The 13,398-nt window shown below is 63.5% G+C and carries 10 protein-coding genes; 1 reads left to right on the top strand and 9 read right to left on the bottom strand.

Translation table 11 applies throughout. From position 1 onward, the window contains the following. Nucleotides 1-6: 6 nt before the first annotated feature. Both ligD and AAGS40_RS06580 read right to left on the bottom strand, forming a co-directional pair. Nucleotides 7-3,102 carry a DNA ligase D gene (gene ligD / locus AAGS40_RS06585; RefSeq protein ID WP_345813980.1) on the bottom strand — a complete coding sequence of 1,032 codons (3,096 nt, stop codon included), beginning with the start codon at nt 3,100-3,102 and terminating at the stop codon, nt 7-9. 60 nt (nt 3,103-3,162) lie between these two features. Next, on the bottom strand, nt 3,163-4,185 hold the full coding sequence (locus tag AAGS40_RS06580; RefSeq protein ID WP_345813979.1) for a Ku protein: 1,023 nt from the start codon (nt 4,183-4,185) through the stop codon (nt 3,163-3,165). A gap of 335 nt (nt 4,186-4,520) precedes the next feature. On the opposite strand from AAGS40_RS06580, the gene serB reads away from it, so the two are divergent. Next, nucleotides 4,521-5,360: a phosphoserine phosphatase SerB gene (serB, locus tag AAGS40_RS06575; protein WP_345813977.1), complete on the top strand. Its 840-nt coding sequence runs from the start codon at nt 4,521-4,523 to the stop codon at nt 5,358-5,360. 71 nt (nt 5,361-5,431) lie between these two features. Here the strand turns inward: serB and AAGS40_RS06570 are convergent, their stop codons facing one another. From AAGS40_RS06570 to AAGS40_RS06540, 7 genes are all read right to left on the bottom strand, one after another. Then, nucleotides 5,432-6,616: a cystathionine beta-lyase gene (locus AAGS40_RS06570; RefSeq protein WP_345813976.1), complete on the bottom strand. Its 1,185-nt coding sequence runs from the start codon at nt 6,614-6,616 to the stop codon at nt 5,432-5,434. Nucleotides 6,617-6,737: 121 nt separating this feature from the next. Continuing rightward, nucleotides 6,738-7,394 (bottom strand): hypothetical protein, encoded by a 657-nt coding sequence (locus AAGS40_RS06565; RefSeq protein WP_345813974.1) that lies wholly within the window; start codon nt 7,392-7,394, stop codon nt 6,738-6,740. A 108-nt stretch (nt 7,395-7,502) separates the two neighbouring features. Beyond that, the gene (bktB, locus tag AAGS40_RS06560; RefSeq protein ID WP_345813973.1) at nt 7,503-8,687 is read right to left on the bottom strand and encodes a beta-ketothiolase BktB; all 1,185 of its coding nucleotides are present in this window, start codon (nt 8,685-8,687) and stop codon (nt 7,503-7,505) included. 67 nt (nt 8,688-8,754) lie between these two features. Then, nucleotides 8,755-10,155 carry a 30S ribosomal protein S12 methylthiotransferase RimO gene (gene rimO / locus AAGS40_RS06555; RefSeq protein WP_345813972.1) on the bottom strand — a complete coding sequence of 467 codons (1,401 nt, stop codon included), beginning with the start codon at nt 10,153-10,155 and terminating at the stop codon, nt 8,755-8,757. A 192-nt stretch (nt 10,156-10,347) separates the two neighbouring features. After that, nucleotides 10,348-11,370, bottom strand: a complete 1,023-nt coding sequence (locus AAGS40_RS06550) for a tRNA-dihydrouridine synthase (RefSeq protein ID WP_345813970.1) — start codon at nt 11,368-11,370, stop codon at nt 10,348-10,350. A gap of 301 nt (nt 11,371-11,671) precedes the next feature. Continuing rightward, complete coding sequence (gene phaR, locus AAGS40_RS06545) at nt 11,672-12,301, bottom strand: polyhydroxyalkanoate synthesis repressor PhaR (RefSeq protein ID WP_345813969.1); 630 nt, start codon at nt 12,299-12,301, stop codon at nt 11,672-11,674. A gap of 133 nt (nt 12,302-12,434) precedes the next feature. Continuing rightward, nucleotides 12,435-13,175 (bottom strand): 3-ketoacyl-ACP reductase, encoded by a 741-nt coding sequence (locus AAGS40_RS06540; RefSeq protein ID WP_345813968.1) that lies wholly within the window; start codon nt 13,173-13,175, stop codon nt 12,435-12,437. Nucleotides 13,176-13,398 lie beyond the last annotated feature (223 nt).

The raw sequence follows: 13,398 nt of genomic DNA, 5'->3' as shown, positions 1-13,398 counted from the left end.
ACTGCGTTACTTCGCTTCGTCGAGGCGTCGTTTCATGGCTGCGGTGATGCGTTGGCGCGTTTTCGCGTAATCCGCCCACGGGTCGCGCTTGAGGTCGGCGAGGCGCTCGTGCAGATTCTCGATAGTCCATTGGTCGCCGCCCGTCGTGCTCGCGACCTCGTCCCACGCGAGCGGCACCGACACGCCCAGTCCCGGCCGCGCACGTGCGGAGAACGCCGCGACCGTACTGGAACCGCGGTTGTTGCGCAGGTAGTCGACGAAAATTTTCTGCTTGCGGTTCTGCGCGCCCATCTTCGCGCTGAAGTACTTGGGCAGCGTTGTCGCCATGTGCTGTGCGACCGCTTGCGAAAAGTCTTTGACCTCGTCCCAGCCGGCCTGTTTGGCGAGCGGCACGACCACGTGAAATCCCTTGCCGCCGCTCGTCTTGCAGAACGACGTAAGCCCGAGTTCTTCCAGTAGGGAGCGGGTGAGCTGCGCGGCTTCGATCATCCGTTCCCAGCCGAGCGACGCGTCCGGGTCGAGGTCGAACACCACTCGGTCCGGCTTCTCGATATTCGACACCACCGCATTCCACGTGTGAAATTCCACCGTGCCCATCTGCGCGGCGCCGACCAGCGCCTTGAGGGTATCGACGGTAATGAGCGGTGGATGCCCGGCGTCGAGCCCCGGGTGCTGCGTCACATTCGGAATCGACAGCTTCTGGCTGTGCTTCTGGAAAAACAGTTCGCCGCCAATGTCCTCCGGCGCGCGCACAAGCGAGACCGGGCGGTTTTGCAGATGCGGCAACATCCATTCGGCGACGGACTCGTAGTAGCGCACCAGATCGATCTTGCGTGTGCCCGACGTCTTGTCGATGACACGGTCGGGATGGGATACACGCACACCGGCGATTTCCCCGGGCGTGTTCGATGCTTTGGAGTCCGGCGTTTTCGATGCAGTCGGCTTGGATGCAGTCTGCTTGGATGCAGCCTGCTTGGATGCGGTCGGCTTAGATGCGGACTGCTTCGTCGCAGTCTGCTTCGATGCAGTCGGCTTGGATGCGGTCGGCTTAGACGCGGTCGGCTTAGACGCGGTCGGCTTAGACGCGGTCGGCTTAGACGCGGTCGGCTTAGACGCGGTCGGCCCAGACGCAGTCTTCCTGGACGCCGTCGGCTCCGGGGCAGCGTCGGACCTCGCAGATCCGGCGGCGGTCTTTCGCGGCGCCTTTTTTTTCGGCGCGGCGTCGCCCGCGGTATCGGTTTGCTGTTGCACGTCGGCTCCTTTGCGAGGTGCTTCCTTGACGATCTGACGCGCGGGCTTGTCGTTTCGCAGACTTACGAACGATGCCTGGCGCACGATGCCGTCCCCCGTCCATTCAGCGAAATTGCATTCGGCGACGAGCACCGGGTCGACCCAATGCACCGGTGTGCGGCTGCGCTCGCGTGGCTGCGACGCAAACGGCATGCGGCTGGTTTCGTGCGCGTCGAGCTCTTTCTTCACCGAGCGCAGCAATGCGGCGTCAAAGCCCGTGCCCACCCGCCCGGCGTATTGCAGTTTGCCCTTGCTGTCGTACACGCCGAGCAGCAACGCACCGAACGCCGCGCGGCTGCCTGCCGGTTCCGAATAGCCTCCAATCACGAACTCCTGGCGGCGGCGGCATTTCAGCTTGATCCACGACGATGAACGTCCCGACACATAGCCACTGTCGCGCCGCTTGCCGATGATTCCCTCGAGCGCCATGTCGCACGCGCTGCGCAGCAGATCGTCGGCGCTGAAATCGAAGTTGTTCGAAAAGCGCAGCAGGCTGTCGTCGCGCTCGTTGTCAAGCAACGCGCGCAGAATCGCGCGGCGCTGTTCGAGCGGCACCTCGCGCAGGTCGTAGCCATTCAGGAACGGCAGATCGAACAGGTAGATCACGATGTCCTGCGGACGGTTCGAATCGAACGCGTTTTGCAGCGCCTGAAAACTCGGCACACCGTTCCCGTCCAGCACCACGGCTTCGCCGTCGAGCCACGCGCTTTCTATGTCCAGTTGCTCCAGGGCCGCAACCTGCTTGCCGAAGCGCGCTGTCCAGTCGTTGCCCGCGCGAGTGAAGACTTGCACGGCACCTTTCTTCGTCGCGCTTTTTGCGCCGTGTTCGATGCGCGCCAGAACGCGGTAGCCGTCGAACTTGATTTCGTATGACCACTCATCGCCGGGTGGCGCAGCGTCCACGAGGGTCGCCAGTTCCGGCTTGAAGGTGGCGGGCAACTTCGCCTTGACCGCGCCCTCGATCGACGGAGACGCGGCCAGCTCGCGCAGCGATTCGCTGCTGCGCGTCGCGACGATGTCGGGTCGTTTGGGGTCGCCGGATGGGCTTGCGCGGCGGCGGCTGGCTCCTTTCGCGCTGGTCTGCTGGGCACTGGCAGCGGACGCGGCGGCAGTCTTTTTATCCGCTGCGGATTTGCTGGCGGAGCTGGCGGCGGACTGACCGTCCGCAGCACGCGACACCTTGCCCGACGCCCCAGACGCGCGCTTTGCCGCCGCTTTCCCGCCGTTCAGCACGCTTCCGGGGCGCTCCTTCAGAACGTCGTACTCGCTTTCATTGCGCGCAGCCTCGTCGCGTTCCTTGATGAGAAGCCATTGCTCCTTGTCGCCGCTGCCGCGCATATGGCTGCGCACCAGCGTCCAGCCACCCTGCAGCTTGTCGCCGTCGAGCGTGAATTTGAGCTTGCCGGCCTCGTACGAGCGCAGCGCTTCCTTCTCTCCGCCCACGGGCTCCCAGGTGCCGCGATCCCAGACGATCACCGTGCCCGCGCCGTAATTGCCCGCCGGAATCTCGCCTTCGAACGAGCCGTATTCAATGGGATGATCTTCCACATGCACGGCGAGCCGTTTGACCGACGGGTCGAGGCTGGGGCCCTTCGGCACGGCCCACGACAGCAACGTGCCGTTCAGTTCGAGCCGGAAGTCGTAATGCAGTCGCCTTGCGTCATGCTCCTGGATCACATAGGACAACGCATGCGCCGATGCACGCGCCGCCTTGCCGCGCCCCGCGCTTTTGCGGCGCGCAGCGGTGCCGGAAGGCTCCGGCGTTTCGTCGAAGCGGCGCTTGCGGTTGTAAAGATCGAGTCTGTCGTTCATGGCGATGATGACGTCGTCGGAGATGAGAAGAGCATGCCGCTGCTGGCGGGTCGGCTTGGGCTACGCCGCGGCGCGGCGCTTGCGCGCTGCTGGCGCGGATTTGGCGCTACCGCCACTGCTGCCGCTGCTGCCGCTGCCACGCGCGCTGCGCGTCGTCGTCGATGGGCGAGCGGTGCGCGCCTTTTTCCGCGCGGGTGCGGCTGACCCGGCGCTCCCGGCATCGGCATCGGTCTCGTCTTCTTCATCGTCGGCGGCACGTTTGCGGCCGCCCGATGCGGGCTTCGCTTTGCCGCGCCCAAGACTACGCTTCAGCAGATCGGACAGATCAAGAATGTCAGCCGACTGTCGCGCTTCATGCGGCGCTTCGACATCGGTGATCTCCTCGGTCTTGCCCGCGCGAATCTTTCGATCGACGAGCGCCATGATGTCGTCGCGGAACGTGTCGTGATAATTGGCCGGGTCCCAGGCGTCGCTCATGTCGTCGATCAGCTTCTTCGCCATGTCCAGCTCGCGTGGCGTGACGCCTGCCGCCTTCACGCCGTCGGCCGGCACTTTGAACTCGTCCATGTCGCGTACTTCCGCGGCCCAGCGCAGCGTATTCAGCGCCAGCATCGGCCCGACGGGAATCAACGCGGCCAGATGCTGCTTGTTGTGCAGCACGACACTGGCTACGCCAATCTTGCCCGAGGCCTTCATCGCTTCGCGCAGCAGCGCGTACACCTTGTCGCCCTTGCGGTCGGGCGTGAGGTAATAAGGCGTGTCGAGATAGAGAAAGGAGATGTCGGGTGCGTCGACGAAAGCAAGGATGTCGACAGTCTGGGTCGACTCGGGATTGGCCGAGCGGATTTCGTCGTCGGACAGCACCACATATTTGTCCTTCTCGTACTCGAATCCGCGCACGATGTTATCGCGCGTGACGTCTTTGCCCGTGCGCTTGTTGATCTGCTTGTAGCCGATCGGATCGATCGAGCGCTTATCCAGCAGATTGAAGCCGACCTTCTCCGACTGCGTCGCCGGGTATAACTGCACCGGAACGTGGACGAGGCCAAAGCTGATTGCGCCTTTCCAGATCATGTGTGCCATCGCGCACTCCCGTGAGTCCAGGGCCCGCGAGCCCAAGACCTACGGACAAGCAGCAAGCGTGCCACGGCTTATACGGATGACAGCAGCATTAAAGTCGCTGTGATGTGACACCTGGACTGTAAGTCTTGCGATAAGTCGGCAAAAGCTACGGTCTGTTTCGGGTGAGGACGGTTATAGGTCGGTCAAACGCCACTGGCCGACCCGTTACAATGGCGGCGTGGCAGCACACTGCGCACACGTTGCCCGGTTCGTACCGTTTTGAGTGCAGTTTTCGTTGCGGCTTCTCCTTGCCCTTCCCCGTCCTGATCCGCGTGAAAAGCGCCGTCCATTCGTCCATGAATCTCGTCATCCAAAGCACCGGCCCTCTGTCTGCCGACCACCACACAACGCTCGTTGCGCTTGCGCGCGGATCACGGGTCACCCCGGTCGACGCCAACGCGGTCCGCATCGCCGGCGCGGACCGCGCGCAACGCGCCGATGTGCAAACCTATTGCGCCACGCACGAACTGGACTATGCGTATGTCGACGCCGATCGGCAGTTGCGCGACTTTGGTCTGGTGGCAATGGACATGGACTCCACGCTCATCACGATCGAATGCATCGACGAGATCGCCGACTTTTGCGGACTCAAGGCCGAAGTGGCCGCGATCACCGAGGCGGCCATGCGCGGTGAAATCAAGGACTTCAACGAGAGCCTGACACGTCGCGTGGCGCTGCTTCAGGGCCTCGACGCAAGCGCGCTCGAACGCGTGTATGACGAGCGCCTGCAACTGTCGCCCGGCGCGGAAAGGATGCTCGCGGGCGCGAAGGCGGCTGGCCTGAAAACGCTGCTGGTGTCGGGTGGTTTTACCTTCTTCACCGAAAAACTGAAGGCGCGGCTCGGACTGGATTTCACGCGTGCCAACACGCTCGAAATCGTGAACGGAAAGCTGACGGGCAAGGTCGTCGGCGAAATCGTCAACGCGGAGGTGAAAGCGCGGACCTTGCGCGAAACCTGTGCCGCACTGAGCATTGAACCTACGCGTGCGATTGCGATGGGTGACGGCTCGAACGATCTGAAGATGATGGCCGCGGCCGGCTTCTCCGTTGCGTTCCGCGCAAAGCCGGTAGTACGCGAAGCGGCCAGCGTAGCGTTCAATCATGTGGGGCTCGACGGCCTGCTGCGGCTCTTCTGAAATCGGCCGGTATTCCCCGCAGGCTCGTCTGAAACAGATGGACGAACGTCAGGCCACTATCGGCCGAACGATCAGCCCAGCGCCGTCAAACGCTGTTCGATATCAGCGCGCAGATCGGCCTCTTCTTCGAGGCCGATGTAAAACCTCACGAGCGTGCCGCGATAAGGCCATTGGGCGGCCGTGCGCATGGATGCGACGTCGTACGGCATGGCAAGGCTATGCGCACCGCCCCAACTCCAGCCGAGCGAAAAGAGTTCGAGCGATTCGCAGAACGTGTCGATTTGCGCCGGGCTGTAACGCGCGTCGAACACGACTGAAAACAGGCCGCCTGCGCCGGTGAAATCGCGCTCGTAAAACTCGTGACCCGGACAGTCGGCCAGCGCCGGATGCAACACCGCCGCAATTTCCGGACGTGTTTTCAGCCATTGGGCGAGGCCGAGCGCCGCGCGATCATGCTGCTGGAAACGCAACTGCATGGTCGGCAAACTGCGCAAAATCAGCGAACAGTCGTCCGCCGAAACGCCGAGGCCCATGCGCATGCGCGCCGCCTTCAGTCTGAAATGCAATTCGCTATCGACGGTAATCGTCGCGCCCATCAGTACGTCACCGCCGCCCGACTGGTACTTCGTCAGCGCCTGCACCGAAATGTCCACCCCGTGATCGAAAGGACGGAAGCCGAGACCGGCCGACCACGTATTGTCGATCGCCGTGACGACGTTGCGCGCGCGCGCCGCCGCCGTGATCGCGGGTACATCGGGCACTTCCATCGTCACCGAGCCGGGCGCCTCCAGCCAGATCAGGCGCGTATTCGGCTGGATCAGACTGGCAATGCCCGCGCCGATCATCGGATCGTAGTAACGCACCGTCACGCCAAAGTCGCGCGCCAGCCAGTCGCCGTGATCGCGGTTCGGCGAGTACACATTGTCGGGAATCAGCACGTCGTCGCCGGATTTGACGAGCCCAAAGTAGACGTTTGAAATGGCCGATAACCCCGACGGTTGCAGCAACGCATGATTGCCGCCCTCGATCGCGGCAAGGCGCTGCGCCAGCGCAATCGAAATGGGCGTGGCATGCAGGCCGTAGCGCCATTGCGCGTCGTTTTTCCAGTCGAGCGCGCGCATCGTGGCGAGATCGGGGAACACGACCGTCGACGCGCGCGTGACCGGCACCGAGAACGATTCGAAGCCCGGCGTAATCTGGTCCTCGGTCCTGACGATGCGGGTTTGCAGACCGCGTTTGAGTTTGTTTTGGGTCATGGTGTTGTTCAGTGAAGTGCAGACGAAGTGACGCGCGAAGAAGCGTGCATCGGACGTATCCCATAGCGACTTGCAGGTTGCAAAACCGCGCGCAGATCACCGAGCACGCGCGGCCGCACGATCATTCGCCCGTTTGCAGGTTGCCGACGCCGCCAACGGCATGGCCGCCCGTTGCAGCCGCCGACGCCGCAGCCGGCGCCATGGAAGACGACGCCGCACCCTGCGGCGTATCGTCGGCTTTGCCCGACGCCACAGCCGGTGCGCCAGGAGGCGGCACGGGCTGCCCTGCGGCAAGCGGCTTCAGATCGAAGCCTTGTGGATCGGAGTCGTCGACATTCATCCGGTCGCCCGCCACCGATCCATCCGCGGCAAATTTGCCGACCCAGTTCCCGGTAATGTGCGTGCCGTCGTTCGACTCCTCGACTTCGAGCGTGTCGCCGTCGCGGTCGCCGGCGATCAGGATGACCTCGCCGGTATCCGTGAACTGATACTCGCCGTGAACGCCAGAAGGGTCATCGGTTTTCGGGCCGAGGCGCAACACGATCTGACGCGCGCCGAGCATGCCGGCATAACGCGGAAATTTCGCAAACTCGGCGCTCGGTCGCAGCGGCAACTGAATCGGCGGCGGCGCCGCCAATTCCTTGACTGCGTCGCTTTCCGCCTGCGCCGCATCGGGTACGAGAGTGAAGCCGACGCTGACGCACAGCCATATCGCCGCGCTCATTGTTGCCCAGCCGCGATGGCGCGGCCCGCGTCGAATCGCTTGTATTTGCTGCATCCGTTTCTTCCTCATTGCCTGTTCCGCGCGGGTGATGCCAGATATTGCGCGGGTGACGCGCGTAGCCCGCAGGCCCAGTGTCTGCGGGCTACACATAACGAATGATCGTCAGATCCGCTCGAAGACCGCAGCAATACCCTGCCCGCCGCCGATGCACATCGTCACCAGCGCATAACGGCCGCCAACGCGCTGCAACTCGTATAGCGCCTTGACGGTAATCAGCGCACCGGTCGCACCGATCGGATGTCCGAGCGAGATGCCCGAGCCGTTCGGATTGACCTTGGCCGGATCGAAGCCGAGTTCCTTGCTGACCGCGCACGCCTGCGCTGCGAATGCTTCATTGGCCTCGATCACGTCGAGGTCGGCCACCGTGAGGCCGGCGCGCTCGAGCGCCTTGCGGCTCGCGGGCACCGGGCCGATGCCCATATAAGCCGGATCGACGCCCGCATGCGCGTAAGACACGAGCCGCGCCAACGGTTTGACGCCGCGCTGTTCGGCCACGCTGCGCTCCATCAGCACGACCGCCGCCGCCGCATCGTTGATGCCCGACGCATTGCCGGCCGTCACCGTGCCATTTTCCTTCGCGAAGACGGGCTTGAGCTTCGCGAAGTCGTCGGCCGAAGCATTCATGCGCGTGTGCTCGTCCGTGTCGAACACCACGTCGCCCTTCTTCGACGCCAGCGTCACCGGCAGGATCTGTTCCTTGAAGTAGCCGCTCGTGATCGCATGGGCCGCGCGGCGATGCGATTCCAGTGCGAGCGCATCTTGTGCGTCGCGCGAAATGTCGTATTTACGCGCGACATTTTCCGCGGTCACACCCATGTGAATCGACTGAAACGGGTCGTTCAGCGCACCGACCATCATGTCGACGAGGCGCGCGTCGCCCATGCGCTGGCCAAAGCGCGCGGCCGGCATTGAATACGGTGCGCGGCTCATGTTTTCCGCGCCGCCGCCGATCGCGATATCCGCATCGCCAAGCAGCACGCTCTGCGCCGCTGAAATGATGGCCTGAAGACCCGAGCCGCACAGCCGGTTCACGGTCAGCGCCGGCGTGTGCTGAGCAACGCCGCCATTGATCGCGGCAACCCGCGCGAGGTACATGTCTTTCGGCTCGGTATGCACGACGTTGCCGAATACCACATGGCCGACTTCGTCGCCCGACACGTCGGCACGCGACAGCACTTCACGCACGACGCGAGCGGCCAGATCGGTCGGCGCAAAGTCCTTCAGACTGCCGCCGAAACCGCCGATTGCCGTTCGTACTCCGCTGACCACTACGACTTCACGTTGCATCGCTCGCTCCTTTCTGGTCTCGATTAGTGATCCTGCCTGGGTGCGTGCTGGCGCTTCCCGCGACCGGTCAGACCTCGCCCCACAGGTCGTGACCATCTGCGCCGGTGATTTTCACCGACACGAAATCGCCCACCTTGTAGCGTTTCGACGCCTTCGTGGCGGGCGCGATATACACCACGCCGTCGATCTCCGGCGCGTCCGCAGCCGTGCGGCCAATGCCGCCATCGGCGTTGATCTCGTCGACGAGCACCTTCAGCGTCTTGCCGACCTTCTTCGCGATGCGTCTGGCCGACACTTCCTCGGCCACTTCCATGAAACGCGCGCGGCGCGCCTCGCGCACTTCGTCGGGCAGTGCGCCGTCGAGTTCGTTGGCGCCCGCACCTTCGACCGGCGAGTACGCAAAGCAGCCGACCCGATCCAGCTCCGCCTCGCGGATGAAATCGAGCAGCGTTTCGAACTGTTCTTCCGTCTCGCCCGGAAAGCCCGCGATAAAGGTGCTACGAATCGTCAGATCCGGACAGATCTCGCGCCATGCCTTCACGCGCTCCATCACTTTCTCTGCGTTCGCCGGGCGTTTCATGCGCTTGAGCACTTCCGGATGCGCGTGCTGGAACGGCACGTCGAGATACGGGAGCACGTGGCCTTTGAACGGACCTTCGGCCATCATCGGAATGATTTCGTCGACGCTCGGATACGGATACACGTAATGCAGACGAACCCACGCACCGTATTGCGCGGCCAGCTCGCCGAGCGCACCGACCAGCTCCGTCATGCGCGTCTTGATCGGCTTGCCGTTCCAGAAGCCCGTGCGATATTTCACATCGACGCCATACGCGCTCGTGTCCTGAGAGATGACCAGCAGTTCCTTCACGCCGGACTTGAAGAGATTCTCCGCTTCGAGCATCACCTCGGCGACCGGGCGCGACACGAGGTCGCCGCGCATGGACGGGATGATGCAGAACGTGCAGCGGTGATTACAGCCTTCGGAAATTTTCAGGTATGCGTAATGGCGCGGCGTGAGTTTGATACCCGCAGCCGGCACCAGATCGACGAACGGATCGTGCGGCTTCGGCAGATGCGTGTGCACATGCTGCATCACTTCGCCAACGGCGTGCGGGCCGGTCACGGCGAGCACCTTCGGATGCACTTCTTCGATCAGGCCCGAGCCGCTGCCGCTCTTTTTCGCGCCGAGACAGCCGGTGACGATCACCTTGCCGTTTTCGTTCAGCGCCTCGCCGATCGCGTCCAGAGATTCCTGCACGGCCTCGTCGATAAAGCCGCAGGTGTTCACGACGACGAGATCCGCTCCGTCATACGTGCCGGAAATCTCGTAACCCTCGGCGCGAAGCTGGGTGATGATCTGTTCGGAGTCGACGAGGGCTTTGGGGCAGCCAAGCGACACGAAGCCGACTTTGGGGGCAGCCTGGACGGGCGTGACGGGGGACGAAGAGGACGAAACTTGTGACATGGGGGCGGTCCGGCAGAAGGCGGTAAACGTAACCTCGCATTGTACCGCGAGGGGCGCTTGTAGCGCCCGCGCCAGGTTTGGCGATGATCTGCCGATGCGTGGTTCGCCGGGTCGCCGGGTCGCCGGCCCGGCGCTTTCCCGATCAAAGACCTTGGGGCAGGCGGCCGCCCCGCGCGTGAGCTTCCTACCGGCTCAAGCGGCGCTGAACATGGCTGCGTCCAGTTCGCCAGCCGACGCATCCCGGCAGTCCGACATCGGCTGTTCGAGCGCCAGCGCGTTCTCGATCGCGGCGAGGATCTCGCGCGAATCGTTCAGGCGGCGGACGGCGTCGTGCATCCCGGCTGCCTGCGGCCATGTCCGCTTCAGATAGCCGAGCCACATTTTCACGCGCCCGTGCTCGTGTCGGCAGGCCACGCGGTTCTGCAGCTTCCTGAGATAACCGGCGAGAAAGCCCAGCACCACCGGCCATTCGTCTTTACAAGGCAACCGTTCCATCAGCCCCTGAATCCGCAATGCGAGGAATGGGTCCGACACGGCGCCGCGCCCGATCATCACGTCCGCGCAGCCGCTGACGGCGCGGCAACGCTCCCAGTCGGCTACGGTCCAGACCTCGCCATTCGCAACGACCGGCACATCCACGGCCGCATCGATCTGCGCGATCCACTCCCAGTGCGCAGGCGGCCTGTAGCCCTCGTCGCGCGTTCTCGCGTGCACGACGAGAGAGGCCGCGCCGGCTTCGGCCAATGCCACCGCGCAGTCGACCGCTCGTGCGGTATCGGAAACACCCAGCCGCATTTTTGCGGTCACCGGGATGCCGGCAGGCACCGCCGCGCGAACCGCGGCGACGATCCGGTTAAGTTGCTTCGGGTCCGATAGCAGCATGGCCCCGCCGCCGTGCTGGTTCACGATCTTCGCGGGACAGCCGAAGTTGAGATCGACGCCATGTGGCGACAGCGTCGCGGCATGCGCTGCGTTCAGCGCCATCCATCGGGGATCACTGCCCAGCAGTTGCACCACCATCGGCGTGCCGGCAAGCGTGCGTCCGCCGTGCAACACTTCCGGCGCCTCGCGCTCGTAGACACGGTTGGGCAGCAGCGAACCCGTGACACGAATGAATTCGGACACGCAGCCGGCGAATCCTCCAACGCCAGTCAGTACGTCGCGCAGCACATAGTCCGCGACGCCTTCCATCGGAGCGAGAAAAAGCCGGCTCATGCGGCGAACCGCGTCGACAACCGGCGAGCGCCGCGAGACGAAGCGAAGGAGAAATGCAGCATGGAAACGGGCGGCTGGAACATGAGGGACATTAGCGGCCGAACGACCGGAGCGGCGTTTGCGAAGGCCATGCCGCACTCGCGACATGGTCGAACTCGCGCGGTGCGAAGCGGCCGGATCGACGTACCAAGGACAATGCGCGCTAGACGCGGTCCGCGATTGTACCCCGACCGTACCGCGATGCCGCCCGCGAGCCGCAGCGCGCACGGCTTCGCCCCTCTCTTCGTACCCTGCTGATGCCTTATTTCTTCTCGGGTTCGGGATTGCTTTGCGTGGTCGCGGCCGAGGTGGACGGCGCAGCGGCCGCACCGCCCGCATTGACCGCGCCGCCAGGTGTGAACGGGAACGTCGCGAACATCGACTTCGCCTGGTTCTGCATCTGCTCCTGCATCTGCACGAACATGTTCTTCGACTGTTCGATGTAGCTGGTCATCATGCCCTGCATCATCGGCGCCTGCATGTTCATGAATTGCGACCAGACCTCGGGATTCATCGCCTTGCCTTCGTACAGATTCTTCGACTGGTCGGCGAGCTTCGCCTGAATGTCGATGAAGGCCTGGATGTTCTTTTCCAGATACGTGCCCATCATGCCTTGCATCGCATGCCCGTAAAAACGGATGATCTGCGACAGCATCGACGACGAGAACATCGGCAGGCCGCCGCTTTCCTCCTCGAGAATGATCTGCAACAGGATGGCGCGCGTCAGATCCTCGTTGCTCTTCGCATCGATGACCTTGAAATCCTCCTGATCGAGCACGAGCTGCTTCACGTCTGTCAGCGTGATGTACGTGCTTGTCTCGGTATCGTAGAGCCGACGATTCGGATATTTCTTGATCAGTCGTTCGGCTGTTTTCTTTGTAGTAGTAGTCATGTAACGCCTTTGAGCGCGAGTTGAGCGCGGAAACGGCGTCATGCCGGCCGTGCAACCGGGCGATTGCACGAGCGGGACGCCGCCGGAACCATCTGAGCCGAAGCGCGCCGCTTCGTGAGCGGTGCGCCGTGACTCAGCCCATATGCAAACCACCATTCAGCGAAAAATCAGCGCCCGTCGCGAAACCCGATTCGTCCGATGCAAGCCACGCGACGATCGAACCGATTTCGTCCGGTTGACCGAGGCGGCGCACCGGAATGGTCGCCACGATCTTCTCCAGCACGTCGGGACGGATCGACTTGACCATGTCGGTGCCGATGTAGCCCGGCGACACGGTGTTGACCGTCACGCCCTTGGTGGCCACTTCCTGCGCGAGCGACATCGTGAAGCCGTGAATGCCGGCCTTCGCGGTCGAATAATTGGTCTGGCCAAACTGGCCCTTCTGGCCGTTCACCGACGAAATGTTGATGATGCGGCCGAAGCCACGCTCGACCATGCCGTCGATCACCTGCTTGGTGACGTTGAACAGGCTGGTGAGGTTGGTGTCGATCACCGCCGTCCAGTCTTCATGCGTCATCTTGCGGAACACGACGTCGCGCGTGATGCCGGCATTGTTCACCAGCACGTCGATTTCGCCGACTTCGGCCTTGACCTTGTCGAACGCGGCCTTGGTGGATTCCCAGTCACCGACGTTACCTTCGGACGCGATGAAATCGAAGCCCAGGGCCTTCTGCTCGTCGAGCCACTTCACGCGGCGCGGCGAGTTCGGGCCGCAGCCCGCGATGACCTTGTAGCCTTCCTTGTGCAGCCGCTGGCAAATGCTCGTGCCGATGCCGCCCATCCCGCCCGTTACGTACGCAATTCGCTCTGTCATAAACTACACTCCGTTATCGTTTTCGAGGCGCCGACCGGCTGCCTCTTCCCTCGTCTCTCGCTTCATCTCCGCTGCCGCCGGGCGACCGGCCGACGAGGCCCTGCCTACCGCTTACCGTCTACTGCCATGCGTGCCGCATTGCCTGCCGCCATGCGCCCGTGCGCGGGCACTGTCTGGTTGGGCGCGCGGCGAGGTGGGCGGCAAGCGCGCCGGCTCGACGCTC

It is taken from the genome of Paraburkholderia sp. PREW-6R (genome assembly GCF_039621805.1).
Taxonomy (GTDB): Bacteria; Pseudomonadota; Gammaproteobacteria; order Burkholderiales; family Burkholderiaceae; genus Paraburkholderia.
This window is presented reverse-complemented; position numbering and strand designations above follow the sequence as displayed.